16 protein-coding genes are annotated in these 16619 nt (G+C 64.3%); 7 read left to right on the top strand and 9 right to left on the bottom strand.

What is annotated here, in order from left to right:
* Positions 1 to 165: 165 nt before the first annotated feature.
* The 6 genes from AC0L2O_RS33270 to AC0L2O_RS33245 all read right to left on the bottom strand — a co-directional run bounded on the left by AC0L2O_RS33270 (position 166) and on the right by AC0L2O_RS33245 (position 6193).
* Positions 166 to 366, bottom strand: coding sequence for a hypothetical protein (locus AC0L2O_RS33270; RefSeq protein ID WP_473372721.1), 201 nt, complete (start codon positions 364 to 366; stop codon positions 166 to 168).
* Between the two features lie 72 nt (positions 367 to 438).
* Positions 439 to 1542 (bottom strand): restriction endonuclease subunit S, encoded by a 1104-nt coding sequence (locus tag AC0L2O_RS33265; RefSeq protein WP_473372720.1) that lies wholly within the window; start codon positions 1540 to 1542, stop codon positions 439 to 441.
* A complete protein-coding gene (locus tag AC0L2O_RS33260) occupies positions 1539 to 3080 on the bottom strand; it encodes a type I restriction-modification system subunit M (RefSeq protein ID WP_473372719.1) in 1542 nt (513 codons plus the stop codon). Before AC0L2O_RS33260 ends, AC0L2O_RS33265 begins: the two co-directional genes overlap by 4 nt.
* 271 nt (positions 3081 to 3351) lie before the next feature.
* A complete protein-coding gene (locus AC0L2O_RS33255) occupies positions 3352 to 4632 on the bottom strand; it encodes a Spy/CpxP family protein refolding chaperone (protein ID WP_473372718.1) in 1281 nt (426 codons plus the stop codon).
* A gap of 304 nt (positions 4633 to 4936) precedes the next feature.
* A complete protein-coding gene (locus AC0L2O_RS33250; protein WP_473372717.1) occupies positions 4937 to 5971 on the bottom strand; it encodes a LysM peptidoglycan-binding domain-containing protein in 1035 nt (344 codons plus the stop codon).
* A gap of 33 nt (positions 5972 to 6004) precedes the next feature.
* On the bottom strand, positions 6005 to 6193 hold the full coding sequence (locus AC0L2O_RS33245) for a hypothetical protein (protein ID WP_409191114.1): 189 nt from the start codon (positions 6191 to 6193) through the stop codon (positions 6005 to 6007).
* On the opposite strand from AC0L2O_RS33245, the gene AC0L2O_RS33240 reads away from it, so the two are divergent.
* From AC0L2O_RS33240 to AC0L2O_RS33225, 4 genes are all read left to right on the top strand, one after another.
* Positions 6166 to 6861: a TolB-like translocation protein gene (locus tag AC0L2O_RS33240; RefSeq protein ID WP_473372716.1), complete on the top strand. Its 696-nt coding sequence runs from the start codon at positions 6166 to 6168 to the stop codon at positions 6859 to 6861. The two genes, AC0L2O_RS33245 and AC0L2O_RS33240, sit on opposite strands and share 28 nt — an antisense overlap.
* 307 nt (positions 6862 to 7168) lie before the next feature.
* A complete protein-coding gene (locus AC0L2O_RS33235) occupies positions 7169 to 9832 on the top strand; it encodes a bifunctional diguanylate cyclase/phosphodiesterase (protein WP_473372715.1) in 2664 nt (887 codons plus the stop codon).
* 191 nt (positions 9833 to 10023) lie between these two features.
* On the top strand, positions 10024 to 10383 hold the full coding sequence (locus tag AC0L2O_RS33230; RefSeq protein ID WP_473372714.1) for a hypothetical protein: 360 nt from the start codon (positions 10024 to 10026) through the stop codon (positions 10381 to 10383).
* Positions 10384 to 10432: 49 nt separating this feature from the next.
* Positions 10433 to 10693, top strand: coding sequence for a hypothetical protein (locus AC0L2O_RS33225; RefSeq protein WP_369719891.1), 261 nt, complete (start codon positions 10433 to 10435; stop codon positions 10691 to 10693).
* A gap of 148 nt (positions 10694 to 10841) precedes the next feature.
* Here the strand turns inward: AC0L2O_RS33225 and AC0L2O_RS33220 are convergent, their stop codons facing one another.
* From AC0L2O_RS33220 to AC0L2O_RS33210, 3 genes are all read right to left on the bottom strand, one after another.
* On the bottom strand, positions 10842 to 12941 hold the full coding sequence (locus AC0L2O_RS33220; protein WP_473372713.1) for a methyl-accepting chemotaxis protein: 2100 nt from the start codon (positions 12939 to 12941) through the stop codon (positions 10842 to 10844).
* A 145-nt stretch (positions 12942 to 13086) separates the two neighbouring features.
* Positions 13087 to 13209 (bottom strand): hypothetical protein, encoded by a 123-nt coding sequence (locus tag AC0L2O_RS33215; RefSeq protein ID WP_369719893.1) that lies wholly within the window; start codon positions 13207 to 13209, stop codon positions 13087 to 13089.
* 125 nt (positions 13210 to 13334) lie between these two features.
* Positions 13335 to 13523: a hypothetical protein gene (locus AC0L2O_RS33210; protein ID WP_473372712.1), complete on the bottom strand. Its 189-nt coding sequence runs from the start codon at positions 13521 to 13523 to the stop codon at positions 13335 to 13337.
* Positions 13524 to 13672: 149 nt separating this feature from the next.
* Here AC0L2O_RS33210 and AC0L2O_RS33205 point away from each other — a divergent pair, with 149 nt between their 5' ends.
* The 3 genes from AC0L2O_RS33205 to AC0L2O_RS33195 all read left to right on the top strand — a co-directional run bounded on the left by AC0L2O_RS33205 (position 13673) and on the right by AC0L2O_RS33195 (position 16349).
* Positions 13673 to 13810: a hypothetical protein gene (locus tag AC0L2O_RS33205; RefSeq protein WP_369719895.1), complete on the top strand. Its 138-nt coding sequence runs from the start codon at positions 13673 to 13675 to the stop codon at positions 13808 to 13810.
* Between the two features lie 182 nt (positions 13811 to 13992).
* A complete protein-coding gene (locus AC0L2O_RS33200) occupies positions 13993 to 15123 on the top strand; it encodes a lactonase family protein (protein WP_473372711.1) in 1131 nt (376 codons plus the stop codon).
* 338 nt (positions 15124 to 15461) lie between these two features.
* Positions 15462 to 16349, top strand: a complete 888-nt coding sequence (locus AC0L2O_RS33195) for an efflux RND transporter periplasmic adaptor subunit (RefSeq protein WP_409191121.1) — start codon at positions 15462 to 15464, stop codon at positions 16347 to 16349.
* The last annotated feature ends 270 nt before the right edge of the window (positions 16350 to 16619 follow it).

Here is a 16619-nt window from a genome sequence, read left to right as displayed (position 1 = left end):
GGACCGACCTGATCAACAATCTGAGGCAATTTGGCTCCCCCTGCACCCGCCGGTCTGTCCGACAGGACTCAATAGCGGGAGATATCGTCCCATCCGTGCGAGTGGGATGCAACCCCTACGGGATCGCTGGCTGGCCGCGCGCGCCCGGACATACCACCAAAATTGCTACTTGGCAGCGTCAATCCGCTCGATGTCCTCCTTCAGGAGGGTGTTCACGAGGTCGTTCAGCGAGGTTCCCTGGGTGACGGCGAGGTCGGACAGATAGGCCAGAACGTCGGGCTCCAGATGGACGGGCGGCACGAGGCGCGCGCCTTTCCGGAACAATTTGCCGCGCTCGGCGGTCGAGAAATCGTATTCGTCCTTCATCGGATCAGCTTTCTATATAGGACCGGATTGGCGGCAAGTCTGGTCGCGCGGCGAGATGGCCGCGATGCATCGTCAGAGCTGCCCCGAGAAGGCACGGTGTCGGAGGGAGAAGAATAGTGCGGCTGCTCTTGCGTCATCTTCAGCCATCAACGTCGAGATCACCTCGATCTTCTTCATGCAACTAAGAAATTTTTGCTGTCGCTCCATTTTAACCAATGGAATACGTAAGCACTTCACGTCGCCTTGATTAATACTCGATTGGTTCACAGCATTCTTCGCTTTGCTCAGTACTTGCTCTCTTACTTCTATTGTCTGCAGCAACGCGATGCACGCCTCTGGCAAAAGTGTTGATGAATCAACCGAAAATCTCATCATGTTCGATTCGAACACTGTCGGCTCGAAGAGGCGCTGAACTATCGCGCTCTTACCCAAATATTCTAAGCTGTTCACCCTATTAACAACGATGTCTCTCAGATGGAGTTGAAATCGTTCTAGCTCCGCTGCAGTTAGCCGGAGGCGCTTGAGCGATTCAATTCCGATAATTCTGCCATCATAAAAACTATCGATCCGCAAGATGGGGACGCCCTCACCGTAGTCTTTTGAAGGCTTGTAGAGTCCGTTTGTTGGGCCGTCCGAAATGACGTCGCCAAGTGCAACATAACGTCCAGCGTCCCTGACGAGACAACTCTGAGTTAGTGCAGAAATCAATTCGTTAAGTAGGCTATCAGCGCGCTTGCGCTTGACGCGAAGCGCATAAGCCTTGTCGAGAATCGAAGCGATCCGCCGCTGTTCCGGCAAGGCAGGCAAAAAAACCCGATGCGACTTCACATCCGACGGTCGAATAAATGGCTGAGCCAATCCGCGACGGGGCCACCGCTTTTCGTCATTCAATTGATACCACAAGAACTTGGTGTCAGCTTTTTTGGAATCTGGAAAAATAAGCTGGGTATTGGCCAGACTTGACCAGCGCCCTTCCGCCAAGAAGCACTTCCCACAGCGGGCGCCGATTGCGGAAAGCACAATACCATCCCGGTCAAATTCGGGGTCGGGTAAGAGCCCGTTCATACCCCCCGCGCCGTAGGCAGGAAACCCATCGGGTGTGAAATTTTTGCCTGATCGACCATGTCTACCGCCTTGGACGAAAGTTGCAATCTCTTCAAGGTACACTTCGTTCACAGCAGCCGCTCCAACGCAACTAGATCATCTGCAATTTCCCTCTCCAAGGATTTCAGCTCCGCAATAACCTCGTTTGGCAAACGATGTTCGGATTCCGTTCGTACAATCCCTTTGTAGCGGTTGATAGAAAGATCGTATCCCGCCGTGACTATCTCAGCCTTGGGAACACAAAAGCTCTGCGCGGTGCGCGGCCGATCGCGCTCCGTCCCAGCACGCTGCTTCCACCGCACAATGATGTCAGGGAGATTGTTCCTCCCGTACTCTTTGCCATCAAGCGCCGCCCTCGGGCCGATCTTCTCCGGCGGCAACAGCGCATTTCGCTTGTCATCGAGCGAGAAGCCATCAGCCTGACAATCATAGAACCAGACGTGATCGGTGCCGCCGGAGTTGGTCTTGGTGAACAGCACGATCGCCGTGGAGACACCGGCATACGGCCGGAATACGCCCGATGGCAATTTCACGATGCCGTCGAGCTTGTGGTCCTCAACCACCATTTTGCGGATCGCCTTGTGCGCATTCGAAGAGCCAAACAGTACACCGTCCGGCACGATCACCGCCGCGCGTCCGCCGGGCTTCAACAGCTTGAGGAACAGCGCCATGAACAGAAGCTCGGTCTTCTTTGTCTTGACGATCGCGAGCAGGTCCTTCGCCGTGGTCTCATAATCGAGCGAGCCAGCAAACGGCGGGTTGGCGAGCAGGAGGCTGTAGCGATCTTCGTCGCCGGCATGCTCTTGCGACAGCGAATCCTTGTAGCGGACGTCGGGGTCGTCGACGCCGTGCAGCGTCATGTTCATTGAGCCGATGCGCAACATGGTGCCGTCGAAATCGAAGCCGTGGAACATCTCCTCGTTGAAATGGTCCCGGCTTGCCTTGTCGTGAAACAGCTTGGGGTGATTGTCGCGGAGATATTCTCCGGCCGCGACCAGAAAGCCGCAGGTGCCGCAGGCGGGATCGCAGATCACATCTTTCGGGGTCGGTGCGGTCATCTCGACCATCAGCGCGATGATGTGGCGGGGGGTGCGGAACTGGCCGTTCTGCCCGGCGCTCGCGATCTTGCCGAGCATGTATTCGTAGAGGTCGCCCTTGGTGTCGCGGTCCTCCATCGGGATATCGGCGAGGAGATCGACCACCTTGGCGAGCAGCGCCGGGGTCGGAATGGTGAAGCGCGCGCCCTTCATGTGAGTGGCGTGGGCGGTGCCCTCTTCCGCCATGCTGCGCAGGAACGGGAAGACGTGCTCGGAGACGATGGCGAACATCGTCGCGGGATCCTTGTTCTTCAGCCGCGACCAGCGCATCTCCTCATAGGCGATGCCGCCGCCCTTACCGATGCCGTCCTTGCCCTTGGGGAAGATGTTTCGTTCGATCGGCCGGTTCATGCGCGTCGCCTTGCGCTCTTCGAGCGTATGCACGTCGTCGAGGCCGCGAATGAAGAGGAGATAAGTGATCTGCTCGATCACCTCGATCGGGTTGGCGATACCGCCGGCCCAGAAAGCGTTCCAGACGTTGTCGATCTTGGAACGGAGTTCACCCGTGAGCATTCCCTGCCTCGATTTGTGCTTGCCGGAGGCTGCAATAGCAAATGCGGAGGGGGAAGCGAAGAGTAGCTTTGGCGGGAGCGCGGCGCTGTGGAGGACTCGTGGAAGCGGCTTGGCGCTCCGGCCTCACGGCGTCGTGGCCAGGTTTGTCCGGCCACCCACGCCTAACCACTCGGTACCAAGAACGTGGATGCCCGGGACAAGCCCGGGCAGGACGAGCCAGCTGTGCTTAGGGCGATTGCGCGGGAAGAAGAAGCGCTGCGTGCTCTAAAACTCACGCCCCCCGCTTCGGCCCAATTGCCTCAAACCCCGCCTTCTGCTCGTCGCTGAGGCCGAACTCGAAATCGTCGAGCGCGTCGGCGACGCCGGCGACCGCTTGCAGCATCGTCTCGAGCCGCGCCTTCACTGCCGTGAGGCGGGCTTGCGGGGTTGGCTCGGGCTTGGACGGGCAGGGGCTGAGCGACTGCATGGTGCGCAGCGTGGTGTCCTGGAGCACGTCGAGACGGGCGCGGCCGGTGTCGTCGAGGCGTAGCGTGGTAGCGATATCGTCGGCGGGCCATTGCTGCTGCACCAGCTGCTGGTATTGGCGCTGCGCCTGCTCGTCATAGCGAGGGTCTTTGTCCGGGTGGCAGGCCGCGGCCGCCTGCGCGTCCTTGCGCTGGATTGAGGCGAGCGCGGCATGACGTTCGTTCGCCAGCGAATCGAGCTTCGCCTTTTGGCCGTCATCGAGGAGACCTGTGAATTTCGTCAGCGGCGGGGCGAGCGCGTCCGTGGCCTTGATCATCGCGTCCAAGCGCGCCTGCATCACGACGAGGCGCTCCGAGGCTGTTGCCGGCGCCTCTCTCGGGCAGGAGGCGCGAATGGTATCGCGCGCAGCGAGCCAGGCGCTTGCGAGCTCATCCAGCGCAGTGCGCTGCATTTCGTTCGGCTGCACGGCGGCGGCGATGCGCTCGACGGGCAGGCCGCCGGTGTCGGTGGCTTCGCAGACATTTTCGGCCGACGGAATTCGTCGCGCGCGGCGGCCGTGCGGCGCGGTGTAGGCGGCGAGCTCCGCCGCCGCATACGGCGCGAAGATCGCGGCATAGATATCGCCATAGCCGTAAAGCGAGAGGCTGGTCGCATCACCGTAGATGATGGCATTGGTGAGATCGTCATCCGCGAACGGCCAGAACACCGGCCCGACCCAGCCATAGCTGCCGTCGGGATGCCGCCACCAGCCCTGCGGACGACGGCCGCCATGCCAGCCCGACAGCGCCGCTCCCGCCGTCAGCGCCGCACGCAAGACATAGGGATTGGCGAGCTGGGCGCGCTCGGTGTCGCGGGGATCGTTACGAGGATCTTGCGACCGCAGTGCAGCCGAGCGGCTGCGGCCGCCCCGCACAGCCATGCGGGCATGGCGCAGGCGCGCTAGGCCGAGGACATGGCCGACGGCGAAGCGCGCAACACCCAGCGGGCCGCCGCGGAAACCAAACTGGGCCTCGGCCGGGTTCGGCAGCAGCAGAGACATCATGAGCACGGCGCCGGCCAGTGCCGGTCCCAGGCGGGATCTCGACATCAGCATCGAACTGACCACTGAACTGGCCAATTCCTGGCCCTCCTCCAGCGCCACGCGCGCATTGCCTCGCAGGGACAAGACGCGCGAGGGAACCAAAGGTTCCCTCGGCGTGGGGTCAAACCCCGGTCGTCATTCCGGGGCGTCGCGAAGCGAGGAACCCGGAATCCATCGCACCACAGTCGCTGTGGCCTGATGGATTCTCAGATGCGCAATTGCGCATCATGGTTCGCGCCAAGAGGCGCGCCCCGGAATGACGAGCGATTGCGAGATAATGAGCGTGAGCACAAAGCGCAGTGCTCGAACCTCACTGCGCCTTGTGCGGCAGCACCAGGGTCTGACCGGGATAGATCAGATTGGGGTTGTGGATCTTGCCGCGGTTGGCGTTGAAGATCACCGCGTAGCGGGCGCCGTCGCCATAGGCGAGCCGGCTGAGAGTCCACAGGCTGTCGCCGCGGGAGATGACCTTGCTGCCGCCCTGCTCTGCCGGCGCAGGCGTAGCGCCGAACACTTCGGTGGGCGACGCCGATGCGACCGTCGCGCCGGCGGTCTCGCCTTGCGCCCTGGCCAAAGCCGTCGGTCGTGTCGGCTTCGCTGGTCCCATCATTCTGGGCCGCGCCCTGTCCGGCACCGAGGCGAGGTGCGATACGGCTGAAGGCAAGGATGCCACGATGTCCGATTTGTCGTCCGGCTTGTCGGCCTGTTTCGTTTCCGGTTTGGCGATCGACGCAACACGCGCGGGCGGCGGCGCGGCTTCAGCGATCGTCACCGGCATGGTGCGGCCCGATTGCAGGACGGTGCCGTCCGGCGCCTTGGCGCGCAGGCTCAGCTCATAGCTGCCGGCGGGAAGCTTTGGCGGTGTCATCACGAACTGGCCCGAGGCATCGGCCACCACGGTGTCGAGCGGCTGGCCGTCGCGCAGCAGCTCGACCTTCGCGCCCGGCGCGGCCTGTCCCGCGATCACCGCGGCCTCGCCGTGATCGTCGACGCGCGCGACGTCGAAACGCGGGCCGGAATCGGTTACAGCCGGCGGTGCCTTGACCGGGGCGAGATCGGCGAGCGCGGCCGTGACTTGCTTCTGGGTCTCGGCCAGCGCGGTTGGCGCCGGGGATGCAGGCGGCGCGGGCGGTGCAACAGCAGCGAGCTTCGGCTCTTCAGTCTTCAGTTCCGCTTTGGTCTCGGCTTTGGCCTCGGGTTTGATTGCAGGTCTGGCGGCGACGGCGATCTCGGTGTTCGCCCCGCCGGGCAGCAGGCGGCGCAGCTCGGTGGGGCCGATCACCAGCACGGTGCCGGCCAATGCGAGCACACAGAATGCAACGAAGGCCTTGGACGCGGTGATCATCAGACTTCAGCCCCGGTCGTAGAAAAACTTGGATCACAAATCAGCCCCGGCAAACTGCGCCGATTTGGCTGCCGCAGCAAGACCGATGCGCTGTTCGCGCCCCTGTTCCCGGATGCCGCGGATGAACCGGCGCGGCCCCATCGGCGTCAAATCACCGAGGCCGCATCGCGGCACATTTTTAAGGAATTTTTTCCGTGAACGCATTTTGCCGCGCTGCGCCATGGCTGGCGCTTGCCCTGACGCTGGCCTCTCCAGCGCTCGCCGCCTCCGGCCCGCCGCCGGGCTACATCCTCTCCGAGAATTCCGGTCTCGCCTTCACCTCGCCCGACGGCGCCACCAAGCTCGAGCAGTACATGAAGGATGGCGGCGATTGGGACGTCAAATGGCAGGTTTGGGCGCGGCACGGCGCGCAAATGACCGAGCTGAAGCCGGAGCAGGGCTACGGCGCTGGGTTCCGCTTCACGCCGGACTCGCAATGGCTGGTGCGGATGCAGAAGACCGGCTCGGGCGAGCAGGACCTCTATCTCTACCATGTCGAGAAGGGCGCCTTCGTGAACGCGACCAAGCGATCGCTCAGCGATCTCGCCTGGGCTTATTTCTACGGCCGGCCGGAGACCAAGCGGTTCGCCAAGCTCGACTTCCACATCTCGGCCAATCTCGTCGAAGGCACGGAAGAGGCCTATCGTCAGCTCGGCGCGGAATGGCCCAACAACCGCTATCTCGTGATCTCGCTCGCCGGCGAATATGACAAGCATCCGAAGAACGTCGCCATCAAGGGACTGGGCGGCTGGACATGCCGCTATGATCTCGCGACCGGAAAGTTCGACGTGCCGGCGATGTTCGCCAAGCATAATGCGGAAGCGCTGACATGGGAGGTGAAGCGGCAGTGATGGGCTTCTCGCACCTGGAAGGTGCGAGCTTCCGGGACGCGCCCGGCCTGCATGGTTCGAGACGCCCGCTTTGGCGGGCTCCTCACCATGAGGGTCTGATAGCTCGCCGCAAAACGCGACCTCATCCTGAGGGCCCGCCGCAGGCGGGCGTCTCGAAGGATGGCCGCGAGCGAGCACAACTCCACCGTGCGGACCAAAGTTGTGCACGCCAACCCTCTGATTTTGTTCCCATTCATACTTCCCTAACCTTTGCTGGTAACCCGGTCTTGTCAGTTTTGCTGCATCTTGCATTCCACGGGAGGGTTGGATGGGTGCATCAATTCGATGGACCGCGCGGATGCGCGCGGTGCTCCGGCGTTGGCAAAGTGCGCCGCTGACGTGGCTGATCGTCGGCGGCTTCGTGCTGATGGCCGCGACCGCGATCGGCACTGCGCTCACCGTCGACCGCTTCCGCCAGAACGCCATCGAGAGCGGCCGCGACAGCCTCGAGAGCGCGGTCCGGCTGCTCGCCCGCCATTTCGACCGCGAGTTCGCGGATTTCGCGGTGCTCCAGAAGAGCATCATCGCCGAGCTCGAAAGTCATGGCATCGATTCCGCCGATGTCTTCCGCAGCGAGATGGGCACGCTCGCCGTGCATGAAGTGCTGCGCGCGAAGGCGAGCGGCTGGTCCGACGTCGCCGGCGCCAATCTGTTCGATTACAGCGGCGTGCTGATCAATTCGTCGCGGCGCTGGCCGGTCGCAGACATCTCCGTCGCCGACCGCGGTTATTTCAACCGGCTCAAGAACGACCCTGCCTCGCAGGAAGAGATCGAGGTCGTGCCGGGCCGGTTCGGCGACGGTCAGGCGATCGTGTTCGCTCGCCGCGTGTCCGGACCGCATGGCGAATTCCTCGGCATCGTCACGCGCGCGATCGCGCCCGAGCAGCTCGAATCGTTCTTCGCCTCGTCAGGGCTCGGCGAGGACTCCTCGATCGCGATGCACCATCAGAACGGCCAGTTGCTCGGGCGCATTCCGCGGGTCGACGGCATGATCGGGAAGAATTACCGCACCGGCTCTCCGGAGCAAATGGCGGTGTTCGAGCGCACCTTCGTCACGACGGAGCTCGCCAGCCCGATCGACGGCAAGCAGCGCATCGTCGCCGCGCGCCTGCTGACCGTCGTGCCGCTGGTCATTGTCGCGACCAAGTCGCTGGACGCGACGCTCGCCACCTGGCGCACGCAGACGAAATTCTTCGTCACCGTGGCCGTGCTGTCGATCGGCCTGCTCGTGCTGACCTTGGTCCTGATCTTCCGGCAGATGACGCGACGGCTCTCGGTGGAGAAGCAGCGGCTCGACACCGCGCTCAACACCATGACGCAGGGCCTGCTGATGTTCGACGAGGACCAGCGGCTGATCGTCTGCAATCGCCGCTACACGGACATGTACCGGCTGTCTACCACGGTGGTGAAACCCGGCGTCCATTTCCGCGACGTGATCCAGCACCGGCACGAGACCGGCTCGTTCGAAGGCGACGTCGATGCCTATTGCGAATCCGTCCTCGACGGCGTCGGCCGGATCCAGAGCAACATCGTGGAGACCGCCGACGGCCGCCTCATTGAAATCAAGAACCAGCCCGGGGCCGGCGGCGGCTGGCTCGCAACGCACGACGACGTCACCGAGCGCATTCGCTCCGACGAGCGCATCGCGCATATGGCGCATTACGACGCGCTCACCGATCTGCCCAACCGCGTGCTGATGCGCGGGCACCTGGAGCGCCGCGTGGCGGAGCTTACCCAGGGCAAGCCGTTCGCGATCCTCTATATCGATGTCGACGAGTTCAAGGGAGTCAACGATTCGCTCGGCCACGAGGTCGGCGACGAGCTGTTGCGCCAGGTCGCGAACCGGCTGCGCGCCTGCGTCAGCGGCAACGATCTGGTGGCGCGGCTCGGCGGCGACGAATTCGCCATCGTCAAGGCCGGTACCTGCGACCAGGCCGAGCTGACCGCGCTCGCCGAGCAGATCCTCACGATGCTGCGCAGGCCGGTGGACTGCAAGGGCCAGGAGATCGCGACCGATGCCAGCATCGGCATCGCAATCGCGCCCGACCACGGCGACAATCTGGACGATTTGCTCAAGCGCGCCGATCTCGCAATGTATGCGGCGAAATCCGAAGGGCGCGGCACCTTCCGCATCTTCGTGCCCGAATACGACGCCAAGGCCCGGCTGCGCCGTCAGCTCGAGATCGACCTGAGGCTGGCGCTCGGCCGCGGCGAGTTCGAGGTGCACTACCAGCCGCTGGTCGACCTGGCGGCCAATGTCGTCACCGGCTGCGAGGCGCTGCTGCGCTGGCGCCATCCCGCGCGCGGCATGGTCTCGCCTGTGGACTTCATTCCGGTTGCGGAAGACACCGGCCTGATCAGCGAGATCGGCGAATGGGTCTTGAGGCAGGCCTGCACCGAGGCGGCCTCCTGGCCCGGCGATATCCACATCGCGGTCAACGTCTCGCCGGTGCAGTTCCGCTCCAGGACGCTGGCGCTGAAGGTCGCCGCCGCACTTGCGGAATCAGGCCTCGCGCCGGGACGGCTGGAGCTCGAGATCACCGAAACCGTCCTGATCCGCGACGACGAGGAGGCGCTCACGGTGCTGCAGCAGCTGCGCGAGCTCGGCGTGCGCATCGCGCTCGACGATTTCGGCACCGGCTATTCGTCGCTGAGCTATCTGCACAGATTTCCGTTCGACAAGATCAAGATCGATCGTAGCTTCATCAGTGACATCGGCGAGCCCGAAGATTCCTCCCCCATCGTCCAGGCCGTGGTGCACATGGCCGCCGCCCGCCACATGGCGACGACGGCGGAAGGCGTCGAGACCGAAGCCCAGCGCGAGGTGCTGCGGAAGCTCGGATGCAGCCAGATGCAGGGCTGGCTGTTCAGCCCGGCCGTGCCGGCGGCAAAACTGAAGCTATTGCTGTCGGCGCAGGCGGCGGCGGCCTGAAATCGGCTCCCCCGCCTGCAATGATCTGTCCGCAGCCTCCCCGAAAATAGGATCAAACGCCCCGGCCCGCGGTTATGGCCCTGCTGAGACGGCTGGAACCCGGCCGGCCGGCGGTAGGCCAATCGCATCACGCGCATCGCGGACGCTTGCGTCTCGCGCGTTGCGCGCATGCGCAGATCGAGCGAGGCGGCATGGCAATGTTGTGTTTGCGAATGATTCTTGTTGCTGCGGCGATAGCCCTGATCGGCGCGCCCGCGGACGCACGCGATGACGGGCGCTTCGCGAACTCTCCCCTCAAGGGCTGGTTCGAGAGCCTGCACAGCAAGGGCGGCGGGCCCTGTTGCGCGGACGCCGATGGCACGGCGCTGGACGATGTCGATTGGGACACGAGCGACGGGCATTACCGGGTGCGGCTCCAGGGTGAGTGGATCCAGGTGCCCGACGACACCGTGATCACCGAGCCGAACCGCGTCGGCCGCACCATTGTCTGGCCTTACTACGTCAACGGTCGCGCCCTGATCCGCTGCTTCATGCCGGGCAGCATGACGTGAGGTCACGAGCCGACCTTGCATTCGCGCAGCCGTTCCATATCTCATCGGCATGATGAAGCTCACACTTGTTCAGGACCAGGCGATACAGGCGCTGATGGCAGGCGTCGTCGGCGCCGAGACGTTCGACCGGCTGTTCGCCGGCATCCGCTTCGATAGGGTCGACGGCACCATGCTCTATGCGTTCGCCAAAGACGAGGCGATCGCGTCCGACATCGAGGACAGCTATTCGCCTTACATCGCCGCTGTCGCGTCGCAGATCCTGGACAAGCAGGTCGATATCGTCGTCGTGATGCCGAAGGTGCTGCAATAGGACGACGCGCGGGAATCGCCGCGACGAAGATTTCGTAGGGTGGGCAAAGGCGCGCTCTTCGCGCACCGTGCCCACCATCAGTCAGCGTTCGTGGTGAGAATGGTGGGCACGCTGCGCTTTGCCCACCCTACGGAACTACGGACTCGACTCACGCCGCCCTGAGATCACCGACGAAGCGGTCGACGTCGCGCTTGAGATCGTCCGACAGGCGCGCCAGCATCTTGGCCGAATCCAGCACTTCGCCGGCGGCCGCACCGGTCTGCCCGGCGGCTTCCGACACGCCCGAGATGTGGCGCGAGACTTCGTTGGTGCCTTGCGAGGCCTGCTGCACGTTGCGGGCGATCTCGCGTGTCGCGGCGCCCTGCTCCTCGACGGCGGCCGCGATCGCAGCCGCAATCTCGTTGACCCGCTGGATGGTGGTGCCGATCGACTGGATCGCGGTCACCGACAGCCGCGTCGCGCCCTGGATCGCCGCGACCTGGCCGGTGATCTCCTCGGTCGCCTTGGCGGTCTGCGTGGCGAGGTTCTTCACCTCGGAAGCGACCACCGCGAAGCCGCGGCCGGCGTCGCCGGCGCGCGCGGCCTCGATGGTGGCGTTGAGCGCGAGCAGATTGGTCTGCTCGGCAATCCCTGTGATCAGCGCGACGACGTCGCCGATGCGCTGCGCGGCATCGGCGAGCGCCTGCACCTCGGCATTGGTGCGATCGGCTTCGCTGGCCGCCGCACCGGCAATGCTGGAGGATTCCGCGACCTGGCGGCTGATCTCGCTGATCGAGGCCGAGAGCTCTTCCGTCGCCGCCGCAACCGTCTGCACGTTGGACGAGGCATCGCCCGACAGGCTCGCGACCGAAGCCGCCTTGGACGAGCCCTGCTCCGCAGTCGACGACATCGATTGCGCAGTGGCGTTCAGCTCACCGGAGGCCGAGGCGAGCGTATGCAGCGATTCCGTGACCGTCTTCTCGAACTGCTGGATCAGTCCGTCGACGGCGAGCTGGCGGCGTTCCTTGCGCCCCTGCTCCGCCGCCTGTTCCTGGGCAAGGCGATCGCCGGTGATCATGTTCTCCCTGAACACGGACACCGCGCGCGACATTTCCCCGATCTCGTCGCCGCGCTCGATGCCTGCGAGCTCGATCGCATAATCGTTCTCGGCAAGCGAACGCATCGCCTGCGTCAGCTTGCGGATCGGTGCGCTGACGCGGCGATGCACCAGGATGAATCCGAAGATGGTGATGGCGAGCGCGACGAGCATCATCACGCCGTTGAGCGCCAGGCTCCATTTCGCCGAAACCATCTGCTGCCCGGCGCGCGCAACCATTTCGGCCAGCGCGGCCTGGCCGGCCTCGACGCTGGAGTTGAGGATGGCGGTGTTGAGCTTGGAGAGATCCTCGACCTTGATGTCGATGGTCTGGTTGTTGCTCAGCGCCTTGATGAAGCCCTGCTGGCGCTCGGTCATGGCGGCGGCCTCGCCCTGCTTCGAGCGCGCGACCACGTCGGTGAGGCTGGCGGGCGCATCAGCGCGGCCGGCGGCGTCCAGCACCTGGCTCCAGGCCTGCTTGGCGCGGCCGGTATCCTCGGCGGCACCGACGATGTCGGCGGCGCTCCAGGGCTTGACGCTGGCGGCTGCTGCTTCGAGGCGGATGGCGACCAGGCCGCCGAAACTGCGCGCGGCCCAGGCCGACTGCTTGATGCCGAGGAGATGATCGACCACGGGGTCGCTGAGCTTCAGTGCGTTCTCGATCTCGGCGGTCAGCGCCAGGATCGCATCGAGATAGTCCTGCGCGGCTTTGCGGAACTCGTCGGCGACCTTGGCGTCACGCCCGGCTTTGGCCTGATGGATCAGGGCTTCCGCCTTGGTCCGCAGCGGCATCAGCGCATCATGGATTGCGACGAGCTTGCTTGACGCGGCGGCAACACCCGAATTCGACACGCCGTCGAGCTGCTCGAGCACATTCTTGTAGGCCGCCTCCGACAATTGCCGGTTGGTGGCGATGCGGGTGTCGGCATTGGCGTTGGCGGGCCCCTCCGCGACCAGCGCCGACAAGAAGGTGCCGCGCTCCAGCCGGAAGCCGAGCAGGGTCGCGAACAGCTGCTGGTCGGTGCTGGCGAAGCGCTCGAGCTTCTGCGCGGCGCCGTTGCGCGCGACCGCACCCAGAAGTCCGGTTGCGAGCTGCCCGATCAGGAACAGGCCCAGGACACCGATGATGGCGCCGAGAACCGAGCGGATCGAGGGATTGCCGAATAATGCCATGGGGGAGCGCCGGATCAGTGAAAAGATGCCGAAAACTACCGGCCGGCTCCTAAGATTCGGTTCACCAAACGCGTCTGCGCCCGCAGCTTGTGCGGGCCGGACTCAGTTGAACTACGGAGGTGGAGGGCTCAGGTGCCGTGGACGTTCATTTCGGCTGCCGCGCCGCCTGGATCTCGGCGAACTCGGCGTCGGGATGCGTGACGATGGTGGTGAACATGATTCCGCTGATGATGAGCGACCAGGCGGTGTCCCAATAAATCCAAAACACGTGCCAGCCTCCGTTTTGCCGTCCTCGGCCCGCGAGACCGGGATAACGGCGGGACGTGACTGCCGTTCCAGAACGGTCGTTCCGCCGGGGCCACCGCCTGGAGAATGAGCCAGCGAATCGCAGCGCTACTTGGCGTTGGTCGGCCGGACCTTGCGATCGGTTTGACCGGTGTGGCGCTTTGCCACGACATCTTCATCCTGCGCCCCGCCTTTATCCTGCGGGCGCGGGCGCGGCGGCAGCTTGGGTTGGCCGGCCTGGCCACCGTGCTTGCCGCCCATGTCGGGCTTACCTTCAAGATCGTTTTCACGCGGCATGCCGGGTCAATGCATTCACCCGGCAATGGTTCGCAATTGGCTTACGCGTCGTTCGCCTGTGAGGGAGTTCATAGGAACGCCGCCTTTTGCAGTGCACGATGGGTCGCGTGCGCTCCGGCGCATCGAACTTTCGACGGACGATTTGGCTGATGCGCAAACGACTAGTCGCCTGGACCATCCTGACCTCGGCGCTGCTGGCAGTCGCGGTGTGGACCGTGCTTGGGCCGCCCGAACATCAGGCCGGCCCGCACCTGCCCTCCCGCGACCTGACCGCGGCGGCGCGGTAGATTCCTGTTTTGACGCGTTTTCTTGACGCGAAGCGGCATCCGCTTCGCTCGAAAACGCTTCGGACGTCCAACGATGCGATTTCAGCATCGATCGATCCCAATTGGATTTTGGTGTGAGGCGGAGCCTGCCGCTATCCTCTGCGGCAAAACGACAATGCCGCACCGGCTCGAGGAGGACGTCCATGCCCAGACCGACACGACGCATCGCATCCAGCGCGATCGCGACCACTCTTTTCACCTTCCTTGCTCTCATCGCTGGAGACCGTGCCGGCATGGCCGAAACCTTCGCCTATGTCGGCAATGCCGACAGCAACGACATCAGCGTTTTCAAGATCGCCGAGAGCGGCGAGATGACACCGGTGCAGACCGCCGCCTTCACGGGCGCCGGGAAGCCGGGATCCTCGACGCCGCTCGCGATCACGCCCGACCACCGCGTGCTGATCGCCGGCGTTCGTTCGCAGCCGTTCGTCGCGGTGAGCTTTGCGATCGATCCCAAAACCGGCCGGCTGAGCCATATCGGCAACGGACCGCTCGCCGACAGCATGGCCAACATCGCAATCGACCGCAGCGGCAAATTCCTGTTCAGCGCGTCATACGGCGGCAACAAGGTCGCGCTGAATCCGCTGCTCGCCAACGGTGTCGTTGGCGAGCCGAAGCAGGTGATCCCGACCGGGCTGAACGCGCACGCCTTCCTGCCCTCGCCCGACAACCGGTTCGCGTTCGCAACCAATCTCGGCTCCGACCAGGTGCTGAGCTTTGCATTCGATGCCAGCACCGGCGAGCTGACGCCGAGCGATCCGCCGATCCACAAGGTGCCGGAAAAATCAGGACCGCGGCACTTCGTGTTTCATCCGAACGGCAAGTTCGTCTATCTCATCCACGAGCTGAACGCCGACGTCGCGGTGTTTGCCTATGAAGCCAAGAGCGGCGCGTGGGACGAGATCCAGCGGACCACTGCGCTGCCGGAAGGATTTACAGGTAAGGACTCTGACAAGAAGCCCTGGGCCGCCGACATCCACATCACCCCGGACGGCCGCTTCCTCTACGCCTCCGAGCGCACCACCAACACCCTCATCGCCTACAAGGTCGATGCGACCAGCGGCAAGCTGACCACGATCGGCAGCGTGCCGACCGAGAAGCAGCCGCGCGGCTTCAACATCGATCCATCCGGCCGCTTCCTTGCCGCCGTCGGCGAACTGTCCGACGGCATCAGCGTCTATGCGATCGACCAGAGCAGCGGCGCGCTCGCCAAGCTGAAATCCTATGCCACCGGCAAGAAGCCGAACTGGGTGGAGTTCGTTAGCCTGCCGTGAAGCGGGTCTCCCCTGGAAGACCATCGCAGTTGAACATTCACCAGAGGTCGTCATGCCCGGGCTTATCCCGGGCATCTACGTTCTCTCGGCTGCCAAGAAAGGCCGTGGATGGCCGGGACAGGCCCGGCCATGACGCTGTGGACGCTTCAAAGCCCTCGAAGCACTCACGTCACATGCTGGGCAAGGGACCGCGAACCTCCGCTCCATTTCCGCGACTAATTCACCAGGCGGCATCGCGCAGCCTGCGCTGCTGCCGCGTCTGCGGCCCCTCGCGCCCATGGCCGGCCGCTGCGGCTTCTGCTATCGATGAGGCCGTCACGGCCCAACCGGAATGACCGATGCGTCCATCGCCTGCGCGTTTCCTGTCCCAGAGTCTCGTTGCGTTAGCCGGACTGGTGCTGCTGGCGGCGCAGCCGGCGCTTGCTGCCGACGACGACGCGCCCAAGGGCCCGGCGGTCACAGTGCTGAAGGCGGCAAAGTCGTGCTTCTCCGACATCGTCGAGGCCACCGGCTCGATCATCGCGCGCGAGGAGACCTCGGTGCGGCCCGAGCGTCCGGGGCTGAAGATCACGGAGGTGCTGGCGGAAGCCGGCGAGACCACCACGGCCGGCCAGGTTCTGGCGCGGCTGGCGCTGCCCGAAGGCGGTACGCTCCAGGTCACGGCACCCGTGGCTGGCGTGATCGCGACGTCGACGGCGCAGATCGGCGCGCCGGCCTCGGCCAAGGGCGAGGCGCTGTTCACGATCGTGGCGCGCAGCGAATACGATCTCGTCGGCCTGGTGGCGACAAACGACGTGAGGAAGCTCGCGGTCAACCAGCCGGCCACCGTGCGCATCGCCGGCATCGGCGATATCGACGGCAAGGTGCGCCGCATCGGCCCGACGGTCGAGCCCAACATCCAGCAGGGCATGGTCTATATCGGCATCTCGTCGCAGCGCAGGCTGCTGCTCAATGCGAGCGGGCGCGCGCTGATCAAGACCGGCCAGAGCTGCAACGTCGCGGTGCCGCTGACCGCCGTGCAATATTCGTCCGCCGGCACCGTGGTGCAGGTGATCCGCCGCAACCGCGTCGAGACCAAGCGCGTCGAGATCGGGTTGATGTCGGGCGGCAATATCGAGGTCCGTGACGGACTCAACGAAGGCGACATCGTCGTCGCCCGCGCCGGCGCATTGTTGCGCGAAGGCGATCCCGTGCGCCCGGCCATGGCCGCGGAGGCGGCGAAGTAGGATGGGCCCTATCGTCATTGCGAGGAGCGAAGCGACGAAGCAATCCAGAATCTTTCCACGGAGGGAGTCTGGACTGCAATGACGATGTGGGTGTGCAGGTGTGCGCCAAGCACGCGATATCGTAGGGTGGGCAAAGCGCAGCGTGCCCACGTCTTTCTTTTCTATGCCTGAAAAGACGGTGGGCACGGCGCTTTGCGCCTTTGCCCACCCTTGTATTAGCGCGCCGGATTATAATGGCCTCGTTCCGTGAGGAATGGCCCAGCCCGGGCG

Source organism: Bradyrhizobium sp. Kon10, assembly GCF_055807395.1.
The sequence above is the reverse complement of the archived record's forward strand: the minus strand, read 5'-3'. Positions and strand labels throughout refer to the sequence as shown.